At 33.3% G+C, this 24918-nt stretch carries 20 protein-coding genes; 2 read left to right on the forward strand and 18 right to left on the reverse strand.

Translation table 11 applies throughout. The features are described from left to right. Positions 1 to 163 precede the first annotated feature (163 nt). The 14 genes from BTO11_RS14525 to BTO11_RS14590 all read right to left on the reverse strand — a co-directional run bounded on the left by BTO11_RS14525 (position 164) and on the right by BTO11_RS14590 (position 17621). A complete protein-coding gene (locus BTO11_RS14525) occupies positions 164 to 1348 on the reverse strand; it encodes a glycosyltransferase family 4 protein (protein WP_105053273.1) in 1185 nt (394 codons plus the stop codon). Further along, positions 1345 to 2475, reverse strand: a complete 1131-nt coding sequence (gene wecB, locus BTO11_RS14530) for a non-hydrolyzing UDP-N-acetylglucosamine 2-epimerase (protein WP_105053274.1) — start codon at positions 2473 to 2475, stop codon at positions 1345 to 1347. The genes BTO11_RS14525 and wecB overlap by 4 nt, the downstream gene beginning before the upstream one ends. After that, entirely contained in the window at positions 2472 to 3350 is an 879-nt protein-coding gene (locus BTO11_RS14535; RefSeq protein WP_105053275.1) for a dTDP-4-dehydrorhamnose reductase family protein, read from the reverse strand. Before BTO11_RS14535 ends, wecB begins: the two co-directional genes overlap by 4 nt. After that, positions 3351 to 4385 (reverse strand): polysaccharide biosynthesis protein, encoded by a 1035-nt coding sequence (locus BTO11_RS14540; RefSeq protein ID WP_105053276.1) that lies wholly within the window; start codon positions 4383 to 4385, stop codon positions 3351 to 3353. It lies immediately after the preceding gene. A 6-nt stretch (positions 4386 to 4391) separates the two neighbouring features. Next, a complete protein-coding gene (locus BTO11_RS14545) occupies positions 4392 to 5564 on the reverse strand; it encodes a glycosyltransferase family 4 protein (protein WP_105053277.1) in 1173 nt (390 codons plus the stop codon). 74 nt (positions 5565 to 5638) lie between these two features. After that, positions 5639 to 6565: a glycosyltransferase family 2 protein gene (locus BTO11_RS14550; protein WP_105053278.1), complete on the reverse strand. Its 927-nt coding sequence runs from the start codon at positions 6563 to 6565 to the stop codon at positions 5639 to 5641. Then, on the reverse strand, positions 6562 to 7587 hold the full coding sequence (locus BTO11_RS14555) for an EpsG family protein (protein WP_105053279.1): 1026 nt from the start codon (positions 7585 to 7587) through the stop codon (positions 6562 to 6564). Before BTO11_RS14555 ends, BTO11_RS14550 begins: the two co-directional genes overlap by 4 nt. After that, positions 7587 to 8468, reverse strand: a complete 882-nt coding sequence (locus BTO11_RS14560) for a GT-D fold domain-containing glycosyltransferase (RefSeq protein ID WP_105053280.1) — start codon at positions 8466 to 8468, stop codon at positions 7587 to 7589. Before BTO11_RS14560 ends, BTO11_RS14555 begins: the two co-directional genes overlap by 1 nt. A gap of 47 nt (positions 8469 to 8515) precedes the next feature. Further along, positions 8516 to 9850 (reverse strand): lipopolysaccharide biosynthesis protein, encoded by a 1335-nt coding sequence (locus tag BTO11_RS14565; protein ID WP_181135924.1) that lies wholly within the window; start codon positions 9848 to 9850, stop codon positions 8516 to 8518. 410 nt (positions 9851 to 10260) lie between these two features. Next, positions 10261 to 11286: an NAD-dependent epimerase/dehydratase family protein gene (locus BTO11_RS14570; protein WP_105053282.1), complete on the reverse strand. Its 1026-nt coding sequence runs from the start codon at positions 11284 to 11286 to the stop codon at positions 10261 to 10263. 76 nt (positions 11287 to 11362) lie between these two features. Continuing rightward, positions 11363 to 12643 (reverse strand): Vi polysaccharide biosynthesis UDP-N-acetylglucosamine C-6 dehydrogenase TviB, encoded by a 1281-nt coding sequence (gene tviB, locus BTO11_RS14575; RefSeq protein ID WP_105053283.1) that lies wholly within the window; start codon positions 12641 to 12643, stop codon positions 11363 to 11365. Between the two features lie 148 nt (positions 12644 to 12791). Then, positions 12792 to 13853 carry a UDP-N-acetylglucosamine--undecaprenyl-phosphate N-acetylglucosaminephosphotransferase gene (gene wecA / locus BTO11_RS14580; RefSeq protein WP_105053284.1) on the reverse strand — a complete coding sequence of 354 codons (1062 nt, stop codon included), beginning with the start codon at positions 13851 to 13853 and terminating at the stop codon, positions 12792 to 12794. A 28-nt stretch (positions 13854 to 13881) separates the two neighbouring features. Next, the gene (locus tag BTO11_RS14585; RefSeq protein ID WP_105053285.1) at positions 13882 to 14865 is read right to left on the reverse strand and encodes a Wzz/FepE/Etk N-terminal domain-containing protein; all 984 of its coding nucleotides are present in this window, start codon (positions 14863 to 14865) and stop codon (positions 13882 to 13884) included. A gap of 38 nt (positions 14866 to 14903) precedes the next feature. Continuing rightward, on the reverse strand, positions 14904 to 17621 hold the full coding sequence (locus BTO11_RS14590) for an SLBB domain-containing protein (RefSeq protein ID WP_181135925.1): 2718 nt from the start codon (positions 17619 to 17621) through the stop codon (positions 14904 to 14906). A gap of 373 nt (positions 17622 to 17994) precedes the next feature. On the opposite strand from BTO11_RS14590, the gene BTO11_RS14595 reads away from it, so the two are divergent. Then, positions 17995 to 18510, forward strand: coding sequence for a hypothetical protein (locus tag BTO11_RS14595; protein WP_105053287.1), 516 nt, complete (start codon positions 17995 to 17997; stop codon positions 18508 to 18510). Between the two features lie 78 nt (positions 18511 to 18588). On the opposite strand, the gene miaE is transcribed toward BTO11_RS14595, so the two are convergent. Both miaE and BTO11_RS14605 read right to left on the reverse strand, forming a co-directional pair. Then, complete coding sequence (gene miaE, locus BTO11_RS14600) at positions 18589 to 19347, reverse strand: tRNA isopentenyl-2-thiomethyl-A-37 hydroxylase MiaE (protein ID WP_105053288.1); 759 nt, start codon at positions 19345 to 19347, stop codon at positions 18589 to 18591. A 144-nt stretch (positions 19348 to 19491) separates the two neighbouring features. Then, complete coding sequence (locus BTO11_RS14605; protein ID WP_105053289.1) at positions 19492 to 21006, reverse strand: hypothetical protein; 1515 nt, start codon at positions 21004 to 21006, stop codon at positions 19492 to 19494. A gap of 463 nt (positions 21007 to 21469) precedes the next feature. Between BTO11_RS14605 and BTO11_RS14610 the strand changes: the two genes are divergently transcribed. Continuing rightward, positions 21470 to 22069, forward strand: a complete 600-nt coding sequence (locus BTO11_RS14610; RefSeq protein ID WP_105053290.1) for a Yip1 family protein — start codon at positions 21470 to 21472, stop codon at positions 22067 to 22069. 111 nt (positions 22070 to 22180) lie between these two features. Here BTO11_RS14610 and cysS read toward each other — a convergent pair whose 3' ends face one another. Further along, on the reverse strand, positions 22181 to 23560 hold the full coding sequence (gene cysS, locus BTO11_RS14615) for a cysteine--tRNA ligase (protein ID WP_105053291.1): 1380 nt from the start codon (positions 23558 to 23560) through the stop codon (positions 22181 to 22183). 132 nt (positions 23561 to 23692) lie between these two features. After that, complete coding sequence (serB, locus tag BTO11_RS14620) at positions 23693 to 24832, reverse strand: phosphoserine phosphatase SerB (protein ID WP_229793281.1); 1140 nt, start codon at positions 24830 to 24832, stop codon at positions 23693 to 23695. Positions 24833 to 24918 lie beyond the last annotated feature (86 nt).

The raw sequence follows: 24918 nt of genomic DNA on the forward strand, positions 1-24918 counted from the left end.
CTTTAATAATACCATCTATAACAACTTATAATGAGCTAGCTCCTATCATTATTTACTTTAATAAATGATAAAGTAAATGAATGAATATCAAAAATTATTTGATTCTAAATCTAGCTACTAAGCAAAAAACATATTTTATATTAGAATAAAACTTATAATGTACTTATCTTATAGAGGCAATTTTTAACGCTGCAGTTCTAACTGAGAACTCATTTTTTAAAATAGCAGATGCATTTTTCACTACTAAGATTCTATTATTAAGCTCTAGTAATTTAATTGCATTTTTCAGTAAAATATCATCATCACCATTTACGGTTAAATAACCACCAGAGTATTTATCAAACAGATCAATAATATCATTACCTTGATTAACACTGCCCAAAACCGCTTTATTTTGTTGTATGTAAGCTAATATTTTACCGGGGAAGTTATGACTAGTATGATTTTGGCTTAAAGTGAACATCCCAATATCACATGCTGATAAAATCTCAAGAAATTCAACTTGATTTACAGATGGAAGTATTAAAGCATTCGTTAGCCCTAATTCATTTATTGAGTTTTGCATCATTAAGACTTCATCGCCAGCCCCAACAAATAAGAAAAATGCATTCTCATACTTTTTCATAGAATGAGCCAGACGAACAAGATTCATCATATCTTGGGCCGTCCCCATATTGCCACCGTAAAAATAAATAATCTTGTCATGCAGATTATAAATGTCACGTATATTATTATTTGATGGTAAGGGTTCAACTAACTCGGCCCAATTATACAAGCACTCAGTTTTATATTTCCCTAAAAAACGGCTGTCAAACATTTCTTTATTCTTGTTTGATTGTAAACCTATAACGCTGGCAGCCTCATAATTTTTAATTTCAAAAAAAGAAAAAAAGCGATGGATTATACTTCCTTCTTTTATATGACCCTGCTCTACCGCCCAACTAGGAAATATATCTCTCAATATAAGATATGAATCACACTGCCAAAGTACTTTTAAGCGTCTAACAAGCTCACCAAAAAAAATTGATGGAGAATAGTAAATGATTAAATCTTGTGGATTAGCTTTGAAAAATACTTTTAAACGAAACCATGCAGTATAAGATAAAGTGAACTCATTAATTGCTCTCTTTATTTTATTCGGATGTTTTACTTCGCCATTTTTAAAAAAAACAACGTTAACTCCATCAATGATAGATTCAACTTTTCCCTGTTTAATTTTAGAGCTCGGTACAAAAACAGTTACGTTATGTCCTTGTACCAAATACTCTCTTGCAAGATCACTGATCATTTTAGCGGCTACTTTTGTACTTTCCGGTAAATAATCATCTACAAATATAGCTATTTTCAAACTGCTTTCCAAACAAATTTATTAACGTAATCAGTGTAACTTGTTATTGTACGAACGACTTTATCAGAAACATTTGGAGCTATATAATCTTTCACTATATTAATATTTCGTTCTGCACCAGTTTTTTGATCTTCCAGAATTTCAATTGCTTGTAAAATACGTTCAATTTCCATCCCTGTAAACATCACTGCACCCTCTTCAAAACCTTCAGGTCTTTCATGTGCTTCTCGAATATTTAATGCTGAAAAATTCATTATAGAAGACTCTTCCGTGATCGTACCACTATCACTTAATACTAGCTTGGCATCACACTGTAAACGAATATAATCAGAAAAGCCCAGAGGGCTCATCAGTTTAACTAATGGATCAAACTGTAAGTTTAGTAACTCAATTTTTTTCCTAGTACGTGGATGTGTTGATACTATGATTGGATAGTCATATTTTTTAGCTAAAGTATTTAAAACATTAACATATTTGTGGATATTCTTATCGGAATCGACATTTTCTTCACGATGAACACTAACAACAAAGTACTTACCGTGAATTAAATCTAATCTAGAAACTATATCTGATGCTTCAATCTTATCACTGTAATAAGTTAACACCTCGTCCATAGGGCTACCTGTTTTAATTATAAATTCGGGTTTTAACCCTTCATTTAGAAGATACTCACGAGCAATGTCTGTGTAAGGCATATTAATATCGGCTATATGATCTATAATTTTTCTATTAATTTCTTCCGGAACTCTTAAATCAAAACAGCGGTTACCAGCTTCCATATGGAAGATAGGGATTTTTCGTCTCTTTGCAGAAATAGCAGATAGTGCGCTATTTGTATCCCCTAAAATTAAAAGAGCATCTGGTTTAACTTCAGAAAACATATCATCAGATTTGGCAATAACTTGAGCAATTGTATCTGCTGAACTTTTTCCTGCACACTCTAAAAATACATCAGGAGAGCGAATACTCAAATCATCAAAAAATATTTGATTTAATTCATAATCATAATTTTGACCAGTATGTACTAAAATATGCTCACAATATTTATCCAATTTTTCAATTGTTCTCGATAAGCGAATAATTTCAGGGCGTGTACCTACTATTGTAACTACTTTTAATTTTTTCATGTGAGTCCTTGGTACCTTTTCTTATAATCGCTATACATATCAATAATAAGCGAATCCCATGTTGGTACTTTTAAATTAATAGTTTTGCGTAAACGGTCAGAGTTAAGAGATCTATCGATTACAAGTTCCATTGATTCTTCTATTACTACTTTATGATCATAAATACTAGCGACCAATTTTAATAAAGAATATTTATCTATTGGATCAACACTTAATTGATATAAACCATTTAAATTCATATTAGGAAGAATACTTTCGGCTAAAATTTTTGCTATAGAACAAGTTGGTAATCCTGAAAATATAGCTTTAGAGAAACCTTTAGTGGTCGATTGTTGTGATAAAAACCAATCGATTAAACTAACACTCGAAGATAGCTCATGCCCGATAATAGATGTCCTTAATGTCAAGTGAGGTGCATAATCTACTTCACCTAAACATTTACTTTTCCCGTATAAATCTTGAGCATCAGGGATATCAGTTTCTAAATACCCACCTTTATTACCAGTAAATACACAATCCGTTGAAAAATGTATCAACTTTGCTCCCATTCGATCACAAATAGATGCTAATTTATGCGGTAAGAGGGAGTTTATAGTAATCGCATCAACATACTGTTTAGACAGGTCATGTTGTTTAATTAACCCAATACAGTTAATAACAACATTAGGCTTTATAGTCTCCATGGCTAACTCAAGCTCATTAGGGTTTGTAACATCAACATCAGTAATTATTTTATCGGTTTTGTTGATATAAAAACTTTCTTTGCCTTTTAAACTTCTTGCCGTTCCGTAGACATCTAGCTGTTCATACTCACTTAAATTACTAAACAAGCTATAACCCAACATTCCTGTCGCGCCAACAATTAAAACTCTCACTTATACACCTTCAGGGACGATTAAGTTACCTTTCTCAATCTCTCTCATAAAATCTAATTTTAATAAAAGAGTTTTCATACTTTCAACGTTCAGCCTTTCAGTATTGTGTGAGTTATAATCAGCTACCTTGGAAAGGTCTTTTTCACCTTCTTCAAAATATTTTGAATAATTTAAATCACGATTGTCAGCAGGTATTCGATAGTAACTGCCTTGATCTTCTGCTACAAACATCTCTTCACGACTGCATAAAACCTCAAATAACTTTTCACCATGACGAGTACCTATAATGTTTACTTGATGCTCAGGTTTATTCATTAAACTAAATATTGCTTTAGTCAGTATATCAATTGTGGCAGCCGGAGCTTTTTGTACAAAAATATCACCGTTGTTACCGTTTTTGAATGCATGAATAACTAAATCTACAGCATCATCCAAAGTCATCATGAATCTAGTCATGCTAGGGTCTGTGATTGTTATAGGGGTATTTTCTATTATTTGACGAACAAACAATGGAATAACGGACCCTCTCGATGCCATTACATTGCCATAGCGAGTAGTCGATATTGTCATTCCTTCAGGGACATTACGTGATTTAGCAACAATAACTTTCTCCATCATTGCTTTAGAAGTACCCATAGCATTAATTGGATACACCGCTTTATCAGTACTCAGACATACAACCTTTTTAACGTTGTGAGCTATTGCGGCCTCAAGTACATTTTCAGTTCCTAATACATTCGTTTTAACCGCTTCAAGAGGATAAAATTCACAAGATGGGACTTGCTTTAATGCTGCCGCATGGAAAATAAAATCGACACCGCGCATAGCATTACTTACACTTTGGTAATCTCTTACATCTCCAATATAAAATTTCAATTTATCGGAATTAAACTTTTTACGCATATCATCTTGTTTTTTTTCATCACGAGAAAATATTCGAACTTCCTTAATATCTGAATTTAAAAAGCGACGTAAAACCGCGTTACCAAAGGAGCCTGTGCCTCCAGTAATCAATAAAGTGTTATTTTTAAACATATGTTTTCATTCTACCTTTGTATTAAAAAGAGTCCGATTCATCTCGACCGCATTATTATCTTGAAATATTTCTTTTGCAAATTTAACAATTGTATTTTTCTGAGTTAAACGCTCATTAGTATCAATACTAGCAAAAGAGTTAATCGCCTCAATGTATGGACTCATACTATCTAAACTTAAATCCCAACCTAAATTCTTACTCATTAAATCTTTCCATGGAGTCTGATCGCTAATTAAGACTGGCAAACCACATGAAAGAGCTTCATATATGACATGTCCATAGTTCTCACCCAGCGTAGGCAAAAAATATAAATCACCATTAGAAAAAATAGTTTGAACTTCATTGTGTGGAACTGGACCACAATATTTAACATTTATATTCATCGGTAAATTTTTTATTAGGTGCTCACACTTAGACCAATAATCTATATCTTCCTTTGTACCGTAAATAGAAAACTCAACATTAACCGTCACTTTATTTAAGACTTCGAGAGCAAAAGTTAAATTTTTCATTGGTGATATTCTAGAAAGGAAAATAATTTTTAATGGTTTATTTTCATCTATTTTATTTACATATTCATCAGTAAATTCTATACCAGAGAAGTAACTCGGTAAATTTGGAGCTACTAATACTTTACTCTTACGGCCCATAACATTAATAATATCTTGAGACTCATACTCACTAGAGGCCTGCCACGTTATATTTTTATATAGGCGCATCATTTTAGCTAAACCAATATAACATTTTTTCCTAAACGATTTTATGGATAATGCACCTACCGAAAACTCGCCTCTGGGGGCTAATATAAAACGACCTTTAGATTTCAGAAAAAGTTGAAATATTAAAATTTGATATATAGAAAAATTTGAACTAAAAAAACTATTCACATACAAAATATCATATTTTGTATGTGATAATAACTCTCTCATTTTAGTAAACGACATATTATCAGGGGATAAGTAAAATACATCGTTACCGTCAATTTTATTCCACTGATTTATACTAATGTCGTCATAACATTCTACAGAGTTGATATCACGGTCTGAAGTAATAATCTTAAAATTAAATTCATCACTTAAATGTGAAACTAAATTACTTATACTACGAATAGGACCTCCGGCCCTATAACCTGGAAGGTAATATGGTAAAAAAACAAGAACTGTACATTTATCATTCATAACTTAAACCTAGATAAAGAAGAAGCGTAATTAAAGAAACTCATGTATTGCTGTAATCTAGATAAACTACTAACTTAGTCATCTTTCTTATAACCTTTACTCTTCACAAAAAAAGCATCGAATAGCCCTTTAAATATTTTTTTACTAATTACTCCTCGTTTTTTTAACAAATGAGAAAGTATACTTTTTGTATATATAAGAACTTGTAAAAATGGAAATATAAATTTATTTATACCGTTTAAGTTTTTGCTATAAGCCATAAAAATATTTCGAGTTCCATAAAACCATATAAGCTGATTTTCAGATATAGGGTCTATTTTCCTTAATATCTTAGCTTGAGGGTTGTGAATTTCACAAACAGTCCACCCTTGACTTATAGCCCTCAAACAAATGTCTTGTTCTTCTGCGTACATAAAAAAACTTTCATCAAACAAACCTATATTATCTAAACAAGTACTTCTAAAAAGCAGAGCACAACCGCATACACTTCTTTTATTTGAATAAGTCGTTGCCCCATCAAAATATATAGGACTAGTGTCAATTTTCAGTAACTTGTTAAGTACCTTATCAATATTGGTTTCTGAAGGTAACAACATCCCAGTATCATAATTATGAATATCAAAACCTAAAACACCGATATTTGGATCAAATTCTAAGACATTGATAGCAGTATCTAGCATTTGATTAAATTTTATAAATTCCAAATCATTATTTAGAATAAAAACATAATCGCAACCGTTGCTTAAAGCTTCTTTAATTCCGAAGTTATTACCATACGTATAGCCACCATTGTAACCTGTATTAAAAAAATTTACTTTATCACCATATTCTTCGAATAGTTTTATACTACTTCCATCGGTAGAGTTATTGTCTATTAAGAATATTTCTAAATTATACTCGGATTCATTTCTTGATGAAATTAACCCTTCAACACACAACTGTGAATCTGAATAATTGTTCCAGTTTAATACAACTACACCTATTTTTTTTTGGTACTTCATAAATATTCACCAACAAGCTCAAAGTTGAGTAACCCGTTAACATAGTTAATTTTATAAGCGACTAACAAATACAAATAAAATATAAACACAAAAAATATTCCTTTTGAATTTGCACTAAACATCCCAATCATTTTTATTACCATGAAGATACTAACAATCCCATATAAGTACAAAATCCGAACACTCAAGGTTGGAAAAAAAGAACAAACCAAAGATATTGCAATTCCAATACCTAATACTTTCAACATTACGACTTCTCGAACCTGAAGTTTCTCAGCTTTAAGTAAAGTCACGAAGAATATAGAGATCAAAATAATCGAAAATGAATTAATTACATTAAATTCGGCATAATCCTTATACACTAAATATTGTTGTAGTTTGGTTTCAATATAAGTTGGTAAAAACACCAAATTATTAACTAATAAGCTAATAAGTCCTGATGAAAAAAATGAAAATATAAACGAAAATATAATAAGTAATAGATAAAACTTTTTGTTTAATGTTTTTGTCGATAAAAAGTAGAGCGGTAATATGAGCACCGCAGAGTAATGAAACATAGTTGCAATTATCGTTTTAAAAAGAAATGATAAAAAACGTTTATCTACAATATCTTTAATTGATAGCCCAAATATCGCACATGCAATACCAAAACGAATTTGAGTCAATGTTAACAATGGGTAAAAAAGAAGAAAGTAAGCCAATAGACTTACAAACTTTGCGTTTGAATACTTATGAATAATCAAGGATATAATTGAAATATTCAATACCGAATAAATTAAAATGGTTATCCGCTCAGGATTACCAGGGGAAATTAAGTAGCTCAACTTTGAAATTAATATAAAAGTTGGCTCAATAGCTAACTTCCCATTTACGGCTAAATTAACTAGAGTAGCATAGCCTAAAGAGTCCTTATCGAATCCAAAAGGTCGAAAGCCAGCAATTAATATTAGTAGGAAAGCTAGGCTATAAAATAAAAAACTATCAATACTTTTATTACTAATTGACTTAGATTGATTGATCATTAACTATTTAATTCTTCTATAAAGGAATTTAAATAATCATTAGTTATTCCTGATTTTTTCACCCATGCCCAAGTATTTCTACCATGAAATAAGTCAATCACACTCCCCATGTCAAATAGAAATACCTTCTTATTTTTATCTAAATGTAATCTCTTTATCAAAGCTTTAGCAGTAGAGCCACATGAGAGTACAACTACATCAAAATCCTTATTACGAATTTCAATTTCCTTGACAATCGCACTTTCGATTCGATCTATGTCTTGATAACTATTCCGATGAGGTGTTTGAATAAATGCCCCAGACCCCAAAACATTGGCTATAACAGATACATCATTTTTTTCACTTCCAACAAAAATAGGATTAGAAGATTTTAAAATACGAAATAATTTTAATGCGAGATCTTTATTATAAACAATCTGATAATGCATCGCTACAGGAGAGAAAATCTGACAACCTATAAAAAACTCGTAACTTTTTAAAGCAAATTTTTCAGCCTCCCAATTAGGCCTCTCATGAATACCAGGCTCCATATGCTCATCCATTCCAAATTTTTCAGAGTGAATAGCTAACGATTTCATAACCCCACTACCACTGAGACTGATTGCTTGCTTTAGCTCTACAGATAAACTTTCATTAAATTTTTGATTACGCGCCTCTCCCATATTTTTTAATATGAATAAATCACCATCGCCAAACCTTAAATAAGCTCCTTTCTTCTTGTTTTCCAAAAGCATAATTAGGGTATTCACAGTCTCTTCAGTGCTAACAATTCTTGTTGATTCATTAAAAGTGTTATAAGCAAACCTATACTTAATATTTAACAATAATCGAACTTTATTAATAAAAGTAATAGATACTATTTTCTTAATAATTTTTTTCATTTTTAAACGTTACCTTAACTATACTGACACAATACAATAAATAATTATTATCTAAGAAACTTGATACTTTTATCATTAATATTTGAATGAACAGAGTTTTTATGTTTTTTGGCTACAAAGAATACTAAACTAATTGTTAGTATAAATTGAATCATACCTGCAAGGCTATAAAACCCAATTGAATATTCAGCCTGATTAAAAAAGAAATAACCTGAAAATAGAGCTATAACTTTTAATAATATACTTACAATCTCGATCATTAAATGTTCTTTTTGTAAGCTTAAAATCGGCATTGCTAGAGAACTTACTCTACTAATAAATGCAAAATAAAAGTAAATTGATAACCACCTAGTATAAACACCAGATTCTACCCAATCAGCACCAAAAACAAAACCAAAAATATACGGAGAAAAAATCATCAACAGCAGGAATGGAACAGCTCCAGTTATCAATAATGTTAATGTAGACTTATATATTAGTGTGTAAGTACATTCACCATTTCTATAAGCTTCAGTAATTCGGGGATATAAGACATCACCAATCCCCTTACCTATTAGTTGAGATGGTATACTAACAACCATTCTGGCAAGCATAAAATACCCGACACTTGCGGGGCCAAAAAGAGGTGCAAGTATAAATATAGGTAAGTTTTGAGCGAAACTACTAAGTAAATCCTTAGGTGACCTGAAAATTGGAAAATCAGAGTATTTTTTAGCAATAAATTTCATTCTACTGAAATCAAATAGTACGTTCTTTAATTCTTTAATTTTTCGATAACTCTTTAAAAGCATCGCGGTATACAAGAAATTACTAAACACACTAATAGCAATAAGAATAACTGCGGATGGGCTTAGCCCCCCCAATCCTACTTTGAGTATATTTAAAATAAAAGCTTGAATTACACCTACTCTAGCAAGCCTAGGAAATGATTTTTTTCTTATTAACCAATGTTGAAGTATTTGAAATAAAGCGAAAGAAAATACTGAGAGAGGCGCTAACATAATATAGGGGGCTATTGTCTCAGCATTCATTAATTCCAGGATGCTTTTAGAAAAAAAGTAGAGTAAGACAAATGTAAGAATTGATGTAATTAGGGATATATAAAAAGATATCCCCATTAATGCCTGAGCATTTTTATCTTGGACTGGTAATATTATAGCAATAGGGTAAGTTAGAGCTGAAATAGGAGTTATGATGGACACTAACCCTATAAATATGCCTAACAGACCAAGTACTTCTGGTCCGTAAATCCTAGTAATAATAGGATAGAAAAGCATATTAATAGCTTGAGCACCTAAAACTCCAGCGCAAACTATCAAAATATTTTTAACTACAGCACTGCTTAGAGCTCGATTTAAAAAAGCATTTACCTTAAAATTCAACCTAATCCTCATTACTACACTTTTACTTAAACGATAATATTATAATAGTTTTAAGCATTACTGTCTAAATGATACTTTCAAATGAGTTATCGTCGTCTGATTTATTACAAAGAAAAACAAATATATAGGTACAAAACACGGGGGATTGTTCCTGACTAAACTAAATACTTACATCAATGTAAGCAAGTTCATGAATAATATATAACAAAGCTCTAATGCCGTTCACTTAAGCGAACATCAATAAATTAAGGGCTACAGCATAATTGTGATAGATCATACTCTAGCCCTTTTTGTATCTACGCTTCGTTTTGATTCTAGGTGTATTTCTGTCTAGCTAAAATCTTGGATAAAAATGAATGATTTTTCAAAACAAGTGACTAACTGATCGGTAGTATAACAAAGTTATGTTTTTATTTTTTCATAAAATTAATATACCAAGGCATCGCTTTATCAATACCTTTTTGAATTTTAAACTCAGGTTCAAAACCTAATAAATCTTTAGCTTTAGAAATATCCGCTTGGGAGTGTAAAACATCCCCTCCCCTAAAGTCTTGATGAATTGCTGATTTATCATAGTTTAAGCCATTTTCTTTTAATGCAACTTTTAAGCTATCGAATAAAGTACTTAAGCTTGTTCTATCGCCTAAAGCTACATTATAAACTTGGTTCTTACCTGCACAATCTGCTGTAGCAGCTAATATATTTGCTTGTACTGCATTTTCAACAAAACAAAAATCACGGCTCGTTTCACCATCACCATTGATATATAAGTCTTGGTTGTTGATCATAGCAGCAGTCCATTTCGGGATCACTGCTGCATATGCTCCATCGGGGTCTTGACGTTTGCCGAATACATTAAAGTAACGTAAACCGGTTGCATTCAAACCATAGGTCTTGTTAAACACGTGAGCATATAGCTCGTTTACATACTTTGTTACTGCGTAGGGTGATAATGGCTTACCTATATTTTCTTCTACTTTAGGTAATGCAGGATGATCACCGTAAGTGGAACTTGAAGCGGCGTAAACAAAAGTACTGACTTGCTCTTCTTTTGCTGCGGTTAACATATTAACAAAGCCCGTAATATTAGCAGAGTTGGTTAATATTGGATCTGCAATTGATCGTGGTACTGAACCTAAAGCTGCTTGATGAAGTATATAGTCAACACCAGAAACAGCTTTTTGACAGTCATCGAAATTACGAATATCACCTTTGATAAAGGTAAAGTTTTCCCATTGCTCAGATGAAACCAGAGACTGAACTTCATCTAAATTATGCTGGTGGCCCGTTGCAAAGTTATCTAAACCAATTATTTTTTGACCCAATGATAATAATTGCTCAAGTAAGTTAGAGCCTATAAATCCCGCGACACCTGTAATTAACCAAGTTTTAGGCTCTAGTTCTAAATTGTTTTTTATTTCTTGATATTTAGTCATCAATTTTTTTAACTCTTTCTGTATATTCAAGGGACATGATATTATTGATTAACCATATGGAAGTAACATTTTCGCACTATAAGCGCATATCGACTTGTTCTTTAGGAAGAATGTACTTTAAGTCATAAATCACATGATTTTCTTTCCCCAGTGCTTTAATTTTCTCAGCTCCTAGCGCTTTAAACTCATCATGCGATACTGCCAAAATAACCGCATCATAATGCGCTTGCTTAGGCTCATCTATCAGCTTTAAATTATATTCTTGTTCAGCTTCAGCACTTGAGCACCAAGGATCCACAATATCTGTATTTATATTATATTCTTTTAGTTCACTTACAATATCTACAATTTTAGTATTGCGAAGATCAGGACAATTTTCTTTAAAAGTAAGCCCCATCAACAATACATTGGCACCATCTACTTGAATACGTTTTTTCAGCATTTTTTTTACTAATTCAGATACAACATGCTTAGCCATTCCATCATTTAAACGACGACCAGCTAATATCATTTCAGGGTGATAGCCGACGGTTTGAGCTTTATGAGTAAGATAATATGGGTCAACACCAATACAATGTCCTCCAACTAGCCCAGGACGAAATGGTAAAAAATTCCATTTAGTACCAGCTGCCTCCAAAACTTCTAAGGTGTCAACCCCTAACTTATTAAATATAATTGAGAGCTCATTAATTAAAGCGATGTTTACATCACGCTGAGTATTCTCAATTACCTTAGCTGCTTCAGCAACTTTGATTGAACTAGCTTTATGGGTTCCTGCAGTTATAACTGACTTGTAAAGCTGATCTATTTTTTCAGCTATTTCAGGTGTAGAACCGGAAGTTACTTTTAAAATATTAGTAACCCGGTGAGTCTTATCACCTGGATTAATTCGTTCAGGTGAATACCCCGCGAAAAAGTCTATATTAAAAATCAAACCTGAAATGCGTTCGACTTCTGGTATACAAACTTCTTCTGTAGCCCCAGGATATACAGTTGATTCATATATAATTATATCACCTTTATTTACGACACTACCCAACATTTGACTTGCTTTCACTAAAGGTGTTAAATCGGGCTGTTTGTGTTTATCGATCGGAGTCGGCACAGTCACAATATAAATATCACAAATTTTTAAATCATCAACTGCACTACTATACTTAAGTTTTTCAGCTAATTTTAATTCGTTTTCTGAGCACTCTAAAGTTGAGTCTTGATAATTACCTAGTTCTTCAATTCGTGATTTGTTTATATCAAAACCAATCGTGTTATATTTTTTACCAAATTCAACAGCTAATGGAAGACCTACATAGCCTAATCCTATAATTCCTATAGTGGGATTATCTAATGTGACATTCATATACTACAACCTTAAAATTATTTTTATTTTAAATACTTTCGACTTTAATTATTACTTAATCGAGGTGCCTTACATCTACTTTAATATATTTTTCTATCTGTTGACTTAGCAAGTATCAAACACCAGACTTGCTAAGTAAAAGTTTTCATTACTTTTTATTAACTTTTAATAACTTTATGAAACGCCAAGCATGCTGGATTACATATTGGTAGCCAATATATGTAACTATAAAAAATAACAAACCAATAAAACTAATCAAGTAAGTATTGATGAAAATACCTATAATTAATAATAATGACGATAAAAGTAATAATATTAGTAAACTCTGCCTAGTAGAGAAACCTGATCGCATTAAAATATGATGCATATGGTCTCTATCTGGTTTAAATGGCGACTGCCCTTTTCTTTTACGTCTGACAATAATTGCAGCCATATCAATTAAAGGGAGACCTACAATAAATAGAGCTAGTACGGCTGAAAAACTCTCTTGCCCATATACTGTCGGTTGAGAACCTATAATTAACATCCAAATAACATAAAGACCAATAAGCATTGAACCTGCATCGCCCATAAAAACTTTATACTTACGATGTTTTTGATTCATCATGTTAAATACTAGATAAGCTAATACAGCGCCTATAATAATCAAGGAGTTAACGGCAAAAATTTCATTACCAGCGTTGTTAAATAAATAAGCTAACCCAATAAACGATATTATTGACATTCCGCCCAGCAAACCATCTATACCATCTATCATGTTATAAGCATTAATTGCTGCAATCACTGCAATGTAAGTAAAAGGAATACCTAGGACTCCAAGTTCAATATCACCGAAAGTAAATAAATCACCTAAGTTTTCAATATACCCACCTAATCCCGAACATAGTAAAGCAGCAACTAGTAACTGCCCTAATATTCTAAACCTTACAGGTAGGTCGTATTTATCATCAAGCATGCCAATAAAAACAATGAATGCACCAGCAAGTAAAACAATTTTTGTTGGTTCATCAATTAAACCAAATAATTGAAATGTAATTGCCGTACCTAAATAAATGGCAATACCACCAATTAAGGGTATATGGCCATCATGGGTTTTTCTTTCATTAGGCTTATCAACAAGATTAAATTTATTAGCTAACGGCCTTAATATTAGTATCAAGATAACTGTAATTATAAATACAGTTATCATAGGTTGTAACATCTCTAACATAAAACAGGTTCCAAATTGATAATTTAAATCAACCTTTATTTTTAAAGTGGCGTATTAAAACAATTAACACCGAGAGTAGACCACCCAACATAAAGCCTAAAACACATATTAATGAACGTTTAGGCCCTGACTTCAATTCAGGAACTAATGCTGGATCTATTGTTTTTAATACATATTCTTCTCTTACATTAGCAAACATGATAGTTTTAGTTTGTTCTTCAATTAACTGGTAAAGGATCTCTTGAAGACCCGATATTCTTGTTGTTTCCAACTGTTCATTTAAATAAGTTATTGAATTATTTGCTTCTAACAAATCTCGACCTTTCATTTCCTCATTAATAGCATAAATTAACCTATTAACCCATTGTTGCGCTACATAAGGTGAATAATGCTCAACAGATATTGTTACCATTGAATTTATTTTATCTTGCTCTACCGTAATTACTTGTTGGAACTGCTTATAAGCTTCTTGTAGTGATGGTTTCGCTTTTAATGGTGCTTTTACTTTACGCAACCATTTATTAGTAACCGAATCATAAACCTTTTCATTATATATTAGTTTATTTGATGCAAGGTCCCAATTCTTTACAGCCATTAAATCCGGTGTAATATCGTACTTTTCAATAAATTTAAATACAAAAGCTCTAGATTTTATAATTTCTAAAGCTAAAGCTGTTTTATCAGTTTCCCCACCACCTAAATTAATGCCGGCTAAACTAGCTAAGCCGCCCAACTGCGAAGCCATTGCATCTAATCCTGCACCTTGTTCTTCTGCAGGTGCCAATAAAGCTTCGGATACATACATATTAGGCAAACGTAGGGCATAAAACACTGAAGAAACAGAAAAAACAAACGTTACTAAAGCAATTAATAACTTTCCTTGCCAAATAGCACGCCATAATTCGAGCAAGTCTATTTCATCACCTTGATCTTTAACTATACTTTCACACTTAACCAACTTAGATTTTAGCTCAGCTAATTCTTGCTTATCACTTTGGTTTTGGTTTTCCATAAATACTATTTACCTATCTACTATTAAGTGTAATTTACTTAAAAACTATTAAGTGCAGCTAAACTAACTGTTAACTGATAGAAAATTGATGTTGCTTTTTCCCATAAGGTTAATTGGTCTACATAACCGGCATCCAGAGGAACTACGATTGTATCTCCAGGACCAATTTTTAATTCACTTCTTGAACTAAACCAACCTGTATCAGGTGCATCAACTAACCCATTTGAGCGAACAATGTATATTCTGTCTTCGTCCGACTGAGCTCCGAGGCCGCCACTAGATTTTATATAGTCGTACATATCCCATTTTTCAGTATATAGGTGAGATGTTGCAACTTGAACTTCGCCCATGACATTAACTTCGTTTCTAACTGACGGTATTATTAACTCATCACCATCTTCTACCACTACGTCAAATGACTTGTCGTTAATGATTTTAGGTAAATCTATAATTAGTCGACCAACGCCTTCAATTATCGTCAGTTGGCTCACTAAGGCTTGTACTTCACCAATATTAACGGAGCTGACTGAACTTGAAGATATTGACTTAAGTGCTAACTCTTTACTTAAAGAACGTGCGGTATCACGCGCTTGTTTCTTTTCTAATTCTCGCAGTGACTCACGAGTAAAAAAGGCTGATTTAACATCTGCTAAACCAGTTATTCCACCAGCTCGGATTAGCACTTCTGATAATTTTTCACCTTGATTTACTGTATATTCACCAGGGTATTTTACTTCACCGGAAATTTTAACTTTACGGTTTTCGTTCCAGTTTGCTTGTCGGAATACATTTATCACGTCTTTTGGTTTAACTATTAAATCTTTACCTTCTACACCAGACAATGCAGCCATCAGATCAAAATTAATATGTCTTACACTCAGTACTTTTCTGTCATCAGCAATAACTCGAGAGATCTCACCTTTCACCATATTGGCAGACTCTTTTAAACCGCCACCAGCTAAGACTATATCGACCAGTGTTGTATTATCAGAGATTGGATATATACCAGGGAAGCGTACTTGTCCGGTTAGGGATATAATTGGCACCATTTGGCCTGAATTAGAACTATTAGATAATAATTTAACTATTGGTTTTATTAACGCGTCTCTACTTAAGAGTTTAGTAGCCAGTAGAGCGCTTTGTTTTTCAAATAAGGTACCATTTTGAATTTTATAAATGTAGTTAAACTCTTTGAGCCCCTCTAAGGATTTTAATTCATCCAAAGCTTTAAGATTATCTTCATCTTTGATTTTTTTGTATTCTCTTAATTCTTCTAATTCTTTTTTCTCTTTATCACTAAGGTCAGAGTCGTTATTGGATGAGAATCTTTGACTATTTTCAGTTCCTTGGTTTTGATCATCATTAGTTGAACCATTTAAAAAAGTTTTATCATCGTATCTGCTTAAGAATACGACTAGGTCTCCTGGGTTAAGTACTTGAGCTTTACCTTTTAAAACATCTTTTGGTTTAAACTGAGTGACCTTATAATTGCCAGTTTTTGCTTGGGATAAAATAAGCCCGTAATTTAGATCTGTTATTTCCATTAGATCATTTTTATTCACAACCAAATCAGATAACGTAATACCTTCTGACCAGCCATAAGTACTCGGGCGAGAAACTGCACCGGCTATATTTACTACTTGCCCTAAACGCTCAGACACAGGCAATACGGTTAAAACATCACCATTTTTTAGTTTTTGATTTGTTATTTTTTTATCGTTTAAATTTATTCTTTGTATATCTCGTTGGTAATTTTCACCAAAGCGAGCAAGTACCGCATATTTAGGATATGCATTTACATTCAACCCACCGGCCATTTCAACAAGTTCTGCAAGTGTTTCATTAGGAAATACCTCATATATTGCAGGTCGACGAATCTCACCATTAATTGAGACTTGTTGGTCAATTGCATTTACAAAAACAACATCCCCCTGCTGAAGCCTTGAATCTTGACTGATATCACCATTAGAAAACATCTTATACAAGTCTAATGTAGCAATATTTTTTCCAGCTCGACGCAGTTGAATATTTCTTAGCGAGCCTACTTCGTTAGGGCCTCCACTAATAAATAAAGCATTGGTTATAGTTGATAGACTAGATAAATAATATGCACCTGGTTTTTTTACATCACCAACAACATATACTTGAATTCCTCTTAAATTTGCTAACGTTACTGCAGACTTAATACCAATCATTTTAGTTTGTACAGTATTGGCTATAAAAAGCTTTAACTCTGAATATTGCAAACCACCGACATTTAATGGGTCTAGGCCTGGAATAATTATCTCACCATCATTATTTATAGTAACTATATGTTCAGAAGATTCTTTGCCGAAAAAAGATACTGTGAATGAATCGCCAGGGCCAACTATATAGTCACTAGGGATTGGAATACTGCCTTCAGGTAAGAAAGCATCTTGCAGACGCTCAAACATTTCATAACCGAATGGTTTTAATACATTTGGATCCGACCAATAGTCAGAACCAGAAAATTCATTAAAGGTGTTTGAGTTGTCAGCATCATTAAAATTATTTGAATTGGGTAAGTATTGTTCTTCAGGTCTTACAGTCTCAAATTCTTGAGTATTAGTACCACCAAAACCGCCCTGGATAGCATCCACATCTATACCAAACTGCTTTGCGAGTGCAGCCTGTTGGGCCTTTGGTAAACTTTGAAATTGTTTAAGCTGAGCAGCAGTTGGTGTAGATGCGACTTGCGCTACACTAAAGAAGCTAATTAAAGAGAGTAGAGTCAAAAATAATACAGTTAAATTAGTATTCTTGCGGCAATTAAACATGGTGATATAAGTCCCTGAATTTTTCATTATCTCAATAGATAAAAAAACGAATCAAGAATTGTAGTCTAATTCCTACTAAGATGGCACCCATTATTTTACTGAAAGATAAATTTACTATTTAACTGACTAAATTATCATCTAAACCGATTATGTAAGCGGTTACATACTTTGTATATAAAAACACTTTCATTCGAATTTACTTATAGTTACCCCTTAAAGCTGTATGGGTCCACGCTATTGCATGTGTAAAAAAATCCACAATAAATTTGCAAATAATAAATACCTTTCTACAATTTCCTTATAACGGTACTTTACTATTCAAGGAGTGAGTATGAACATTCATGAACCAACAGCTACTTCTGCATTATTTAACAAGCGTTTATTGACTGGGTTAACAATACAACCAGATGAATATTACTGGTTTTGTTCAAACATATTTGAGTGTGATAAATCAGAACTTACCTATGATGATGTTAAGGGGTTATCAGCTGATGATATCCCTCCAAATACATTTATCTATTTTCCTATTTCAATATCCAATTACATTTATTGTAATACCATAAGTATTGGTCGCTCACATGAACAATTACACTTTCGTTTTGCGATTTCATTCAATAAAGAAGTATGGGATGAAAATTTAAACTTACGTGGATTTTTTGAATTACTGCACGACGATATTCAACAAAGTAGAGCCTTTAAAGTTTCTGACTGCTATCACGACTATTTTGATTATTTACTTGAAGTAGAGTTTAAAGGCGAGTTAACTAAAAACATTGATGAACAAGTGCAATCTGCACTTAATGAAATAAAACTGTTTCATGACTTCAATGTTAAGAATGTAATTTAGTCGCAACTTTAACTCAAAGGTATGAAGTACCTGGTTTACTAGCTCGACCAAGCACTCTACTTTACAAAGCTATCTAATTTATTTTGGTGTTCCACTATGAAACTTAAAGTCATCATCTAACGCTAAAATGAGTTCAGCCTCTACATTGCCAAAGTAATCTATGCGTTCTTGTATATCTCTACCCGCTATATCTTCAGCTAACGTTAAATAATCTTGATAGTGTCTAGCCTCTGAACGTAATAATGACAAATAAAAATCACCTAAATTCTTATCTACCAGCTTTGCTAATTTAGCAAATCGTTCACAAGAACGAGCTTCTATGTATGCCCCACAAATAAGTTTATCAATTAAGGTTTCAGGTTCATGAGTAGTAACATGTTTTAACATACCCTTTGCGTATCGCCCTGGTGTTATATGTTTATACGCAATGTCATACTTATCCATCATTTCCAGTACTTGGTAAAAATGATGTAGTTCTTCTTTGATCAATAGAACCATTTTATCGATTAATTCTTGCCCATAAGGTGAGTTAGATTTTGGAATAATCGATTTTGATAGTTTATTTTTAGCCGTTAAGTCTTGCCAATTGCCTTCTTTTATATAAATGAATTGCTCAAAAGGCTTTAGCCATTCTAGCAAGGCATCTCCACTTTCTTTGTCTACCGCATATTTACGAATTAAGAACATTGCTGATTGTGCTGCTTTTAATTCGCATACTAAATGATCAATTAATAACACTGGTAAATTGTCTTTTTTGATTGCTTCTGAAATCCACAAGTCAGGTGTTTCACACTTTAAGAAATTTGAAATAGGTTCTAATAGTTTTTCGGTAGGCATAAATTGAAATTGTTCGCAGAGTCAGTCATAAGTATTAAATTGATTTTATCATAGCTTCTTGCATTAATGTCTCAGTATATTGTTCCCTTAAAACAAATAGCAAAAAGGCCTCATTTAGAGGCCTTTTTTTAACTTTTGTTTTTACTAACCTGCTTGATTAGCAAATACCATTTTATAACCCGTGGCAGAGCTATCGTCTTTTTGTAATATCAAGAACTGGTCTTGGCTACTTTCACCTAGGACAAGTTCAGTTGACGACAAAATAACATCACTACTTTCCAATTGCCCAATTACATAGACTTCATAAGTATTATTCAACAATTGAACTGACGCTGGGGTTGCAAATACAGCACCTACAGACTGTCCAGCTGTGGATATAGTTTCATCACTTAATACAAAGTAAACTTTAATATTTGAGAAATCATCGCTAATTTCATCTTCATCAATTAGGTTAATTATATTAACTTGATGACTATAGATGCTTTCACTTTGGCTGTTATTTACCACAAGTGAATTTACAGATATTTCATATTCATCAACAATGCCATCACCATTTTCATCTACATCATTGTCGCCATCTTCATCTACAGCTTCTTCTAAAAGATAGAAAAACACAGTGGTATCAGTATTTTCAGTTAACGATAACAAATGATTCTTAACAATCGTGGTATCAGCAACTGGTGCAACTAAGCTCATGCTAAAATCCCCTGAAGTAGAAACAATTGACTCACTGAACTCACCGAATGCAAGTGAAGATACTTCAGCAGTTGCATCAATACCGTCTAGATAAAAATCGAACACTCCTAGATAGTCTGGTAATAAAACATTTTCAACAATGCCATTGTATACACGATACTCAGCTTCAGCGTTGGTATCTGAGTATTCAGTTGAAGAAGAGGTAGATAAGATATCAAGTATAAATGGTGATGTTCCTGAACCGGTATTCTCTCTCACTACCATTATATATTCAGCTGCATATGAAAATGATATATCTTGAGACTCAAACAAGACGTCATCGCTATCAGCTAAAGTGATATAAAAAATCAAGTCATCTTGTGCAAGCTTTTGATTTTGAGACATTTCAGCATAAGCGGCCTGGTTTACTAAAACCGCTTCATTAAAGCTTTCATCTGACTCTGAATAATAAAGTTGAACACTACCAACATCTTCAGCCATATTTAATAGACGGACATTAAATACTTCATCATCGCTATCGTCTTCTATCTCATCTTCATCTCTAATAGAAAATTCGTAATCAATTACTTCTGGTGTTCTAACATCACCGGTAAGAACAACAAACTTAACAATATCTTCACTAACAACGAGCTGTTCTTCATAGATATTCTCTAAATCACTACTGTTGTATTCATCTTGCCATGCGAGTTCTATATCATAAGTGTCAGACTCATACTCAAGGCGACTGGTTATTCCTGTAAAAGAGATACCCGAATATGTTGTATCGTCATAATCATCGTCATCATATTGATCAACGGTTAGATAAATATCAGGTGCTGTGGATGACAAATTATATAATTGTATATAGCCAGTACCTGAAGATGAGTCACTATCGCAACCAAATAATGTAAGCGATAAACTCGTTACTAGAATGAGAGGTAATCTGCGTTTAATTTTACTAAAAACACCACGACTTAAGTTCATTAATTTTTCCTGTTATTAACATAAGATTAGTACTCTTTAGTTCACTCTGATTCGAATTAGTTCAAAGTATTTAATTAGTACTTAAATTTGCAGTAAGCAAAACTAACAACCAAATGTGCAAATACAATGCATGAAATGTGCAAAGAGTAAGGATGCGGGAGTGAATGAAAAGTTCTAAAACATGGTGCAAAAATATAAATTGAATTAATTTAGATTACGCAAAAATATTGTTAAAAACAAAAATGTTAATATATTAAACACCTACACATCGCATATACCAAGGCATTAGCGTTTTCACTTCTTACATCATAGTTACAAATACGTCATCTAAACCTACCTTCCCATACATATTAAAACAGCTAAATACTTGACGTATGCCAATTTATTGGTCATAACATAACCATATCGTTGAGTTTATAAACAATGCATTCATTGGTACATTTAGCAGTTGAAGGAAATAATTATGATACTAAACCACCTATGGGGCTTATACGCACATCCAGTAGAAGAGTGGCATTCTATTGATAACAGGCACGAAAGTTTTAAATATTCGTTGTCACACATAATGATCATAGCGCTTATTCCAGCCATTAGTGCTTACTTTTCATTAACAGCTATAGGCTGGAGCGTTGGCGTTGGTGAGCGTTTATTTTTATCGGTAGATAACGCCTTGATTCTATCAGTTGGGATGTACTTCGCACTTATTGCCGGTGTATTTATCTTAGGTTATTTAGCACATTGGATGGCGCATACTTTTGGTTCTGAACCAACTTATACACAAACGTTAGAACTTGCGGCTTATACAGCGACGCCATTATTTACTGCTGGTCTAGCGGCCTTCTATCCAGAAATATGGTTTGTTATGTTAGTTGGGTTTGGGGCTTTGGCTTATTCTGTTTACCTACTTTACGCTGGAGTGCCTATTTTAATGCATATTCCAGAGGAACGCGGTTTTATTTATTCGAGCTCTGTTGTCACCTGTGGTCTAATTTTACTCGTGTGTATTATGACGTCATTCGCTATATTTTGGAGCTCTGGTTACGCGCCAGCATTTAATCATTAGCTTTTAACAACAAGCTTCATACATAAAAAAAGAGCATCAACTGATGCTCTTTTTTTTATTGGCTTTATAACTAAATAGCCGAGAGTAAAACGTTAGATTTAACGCCCTGCTCTAAATCTTACGCCAAGTGGTTTTACCTTCACTATCTTCCAAGGTAATTCCCATAGCCGTTAACGCATCACGAGCTTCATCTGCTGCGCCCCAGTTTTTATCTGTACGAGCTTGATTACGCTTTGCAATTAACCCTTCTATCTCTTCTACTTCATCGACTTGACCGCTTTGGAAAAACTGCTCTGCTGGTGTTTGTAATATACCTAACACAGCTCCAAGCTTAACTAATACGCCAGCTAGGTCTGATGCCTTACTTGCATCAATTAACTTTTCTTTATTTAACTCTTTGGCTAATTCAAACATGACCGACAAAGCTTCTGGCGTATTAAAGTCATCGTCCATTGCAGCGTTAAAGCGTTTTACTTGTGCAAAGCTAGCTAATTCAACATCTAAGTTAACATCAACATCGCGTAGTGCCGTGTATAAACGTTCTAAACTAGCTTTAGCTTGTTTTAAATTATCATCTGAATAATTTAGCTGGCTACGGTAATGACCATTGATTAAAAAGTAACGAACTGATTCAGCATCGTATTGCTTTAATACTTCTCTTACAGTGAAAAAATTATCTAATGATTTAGACATTTTTTCATTATCAACTTGAACCATACCTGTGTGTAACCAGTAATTAACGTATGGTGTATCAAATGCACAGCATGACTGGGCAATTTCATTTTCATGATGTGGGAAAGTTAAATCTGAACCACCACCGTGAATATCAAAATGACTGCCTAAGTGTTTATGGTTCATCGCTGAACATTCAATGTGCCAACCTGGACGCCCCTTACCCCAAGGTGAGTCCCAATTAGGTTCTTCTGGTTTAGCTAGTTTCCATAAAACAAAATCCATAGGACTGCGTTTTGCACTGTCAACATCGACTCTGGCACCTGAAATAAGTTGTGATAAATCTTGTTTACCTAACTTACCATAATCAGCATACGAAGAGACTTCAAACATTACGTCGCCGTTAGATGCAACATACGCATGTTCTTTGTCGATTAAGCGTTGAATAATATCGACGATCTCTGGCATATGAGTCGATACTTTTGGTTCAATATCTACGGGTAAGATTTTTAATGCAGCAAAATCTTCATGCATCATCTTGATTGTACGTTCGGTTAACTGCTCAAAAGTCTCATTATTTTGTTGAGCACGTTTAATAATTTTGTCATCTACATCTGTAATATTACGCACATAAGTAACGTCATAACCTAGATATTTAAAATATCTGTGCATAATGTCAAAAGACACATAAGTACGCCCATGTCCCATGTGTAACAAGTCATAAACAGTTATGCCACACACATACATGCCAACCTTACCTGCAACTAACGGCTTAAATTCTTCTTTTTGGCGGCTCAATGTATTGTATATACGTAACATTTATATTCCTGATCTTTTAACAAAGGTTTAACAAAGTAATATTAAATATGGTCGCGCATTCTAACAAAGTTGCGCGTAAATTCATGTGATTTTTATGGTAAATAGCGTAATTAAATTAGCAACACAAAAAAGCTACAATAAATACAGTAACTGATCTAACCCGCCTTTTTTCACGCTAACATCTGCTTGTTTACGAACTAATGGTTTAGCATGAAAGGCAACGCCTAATTGAGCGGCTGCCATCATCACTAAATCATTAGCGCCATCGCCCATAGCAATGGTTTGAGATAGTTCGATATTGTATTGTTTCGCTAACGACACAACCGTTTCAGCTTTCACGTTCGCATCGACAATTCGTCCAAGTACTTTTCCGGTTAACTTACCGTCTTTCATTTCTAACTGATTAGCAACCGTTGCATCTAAATTTAACTGACGTTTTAATACATCCGTCATATAAGTAAAGCCACCAGATGCGATAACCAACTTCCAGCCGAATGACTGTAGGTGTGTTACTAAGTTTTCTAAGCCTGGCATTAAAGGTAAGTTATCAGCCACTTGGTCAATAATTGAAACTGGCGCATCGGTTAACGTGGCAACTCTTGCATGTAAGCTTTCGGCAAAGTCTAATTCACCGCGCATAGCAGCGGCAGTTACTTCTGACACTTGCTCGCCAACACCTGCCAACTTGGCAATTTCATCAATACACTCAATCTCAATGGCGGTTGAGTCCATATCCATTACTAACAGACCAGGCTGATTAATAGTTGGAGCATTATCTAAACAACATAATTCAACATTCTGGTTTTCAGCCCACTCATTTAATAGCAACTTAGTTTGGCTATTAATCGGGGCATTTACGTTAAAGCTTATTGCCCCATCTAAAGGATCAGTTGGTTTAACTAATTGACATAAACCTAAGCTAACCGCATTGGCACGGCAAAACTGCATAAAATCAAACAACACCTTCCAGGTGACGCCATTAAATAAAACCACCTTGGATTTATTGCTAACATTATTAGTCTTAGTATCAGTTGCTTTAGGATCGGTTGTTTTAAGATCAGTTGTTTTAAGATCTGGATTTTCCGAGTCGGAGGCGTCAGTTATGAACGTTACTTGTGTGCAATCATTAAAAGTAGGATCAATTAATTCTGTTAACGAACCATCTGCTTGCCACTCAAGTTTAAAAAGCGGAGTGTTTTTTAATTGCTGCTGAACCTGATAAAAAGAAATATCAGATATTAAAAATACGTTAGATAACTCATTGACAATCATTTTTTTACATTCCGACTTTAGGTTTTTGTCTATTATTTAATCAAATATAGAAATGAGGTTATAGAATATAGTAAAGTACATTGCTT

This window comes from Psychrosphaera saromensis, from assembly GCF_002954545.1.
GTDB classification, from domain to species: Bacteria; Pseudomonadota; Gammaproteobacteria; order Enterobacterales; family Alteromonadaceae; genus Psychrosphaera; species Psychrosphaera saromensis.

Excerpts from the sequence above, each read along its gene's own strand:
- wecB (WP_105053274.1), bottom strand. The coding sequence starts at position 2,475 with ATGAAAAAATTAAAAGTAGTTACAATAGTAGGTACACGCCCTGAAATT.
- BTO11_RS14540 (WP_105053276.1), bottom strand. The coding sequence starts at position 4,385 with ATGTTTAAAAATAACACTTTATTGATTACTGGAGGCACAGGCTCCTTT.
- BTO11_RS14545 (WP_105053277.1), bottom strand. The coding sequence starts at position 5,564 with ATGAATGATAAATGTACAGTTCTTGTTTTTTTACCATATTACCTTCCA.
- BTO11_RS14550 (WP_105053278.1), bottom strand. The coding sequence starts at position 6,565 with ATGAAGTACCAAAAAAAAATAGGTGTAGTTGTATTAAACTGGAACAAT.
- BTO11_RS14555 (WP_105053279.1), bottom strand. The coding sequence starts at position 7,587 with ATGATCAATCAATCTAAGTCAATTAGTAATAAAAGTATTGATAGTTTT.
- BTO11_RS14560 (WP_105053280.1), bottom strand. The coding sequence starts at position 8,468 with ATGAAAAAAATTATTAAGAAAATAGTATCTATTACTTTTATTAATAAA.
- BTO11_RS14570 (WP_105053282.1), bottom strand. The coding sequence starts at position 11,286 with ATGACTAAATATCAAGAAATAAAAAACAATTTAGAACTAGAGCCTAAA.
- tviB (WP_105053283.1), bottom strand. The coding sequence starts at position 12,643 with ATGAATGTCACATTAGATAATCCCACTATAGGAATTATAGGATTAGGC.
- wecA (WP_105053284.1), bottom strand. The coding sequence starts at position 13,853 with ATGTTAGAGATGTTACAACCTATGATAACTGTATTTATAATTACAGTT.
- BTO11_RS14585 (WP_105053285.1), bottom strand. The coding sequence starts at position 14,865 with ATGGAAAACCAAAACCAAAGTGATAAGCAAGAATTAGCTGAGCTAAAA.
- BTO11_RS14595 (WP_105053287.1), top strand. The coding sequence starts at position 17,995 with ATGAACATTCATGAACCAACAGCTACTTCTGCATTATTTAACAAGCGT.
- miaE (WP_105053288.1), bottom strand. The coding sequence starts at position 19,347 with ATGCCTACCGAAAAACTATTAGAACCTATTTCAAATTTCTTAAAGTGT.
- BTO11_RS14605 (WP_105053289.1), bottom strand. The coding sequence starts at position 21,006 with ATGAACTTAAGTCGTGGTGTTTTTAGTAAAATTAAACGCAGATTACCT.
- BTO11_RS14610 (WP_105053290.1), top strand. The coding sequence starts at position 21,470 with ATGATACTAAACCACCTATGGGGCTTATACGCACATCCAGTAGAAGAG.
- cysS (WP_105053291.1), bottom strand. The coding sequence starts at position 23,560 with ATGTTACGTATATACAATACATTGAGCCGCCAAAAAGAAGAATTTAAG.
- serB (WP_229793281.1), bottom strand. The coding sequence starts at position 24,832 with ATGATTGTCAATGAGTTATCTAACGTATTTTTAATATCTGATATTTCT.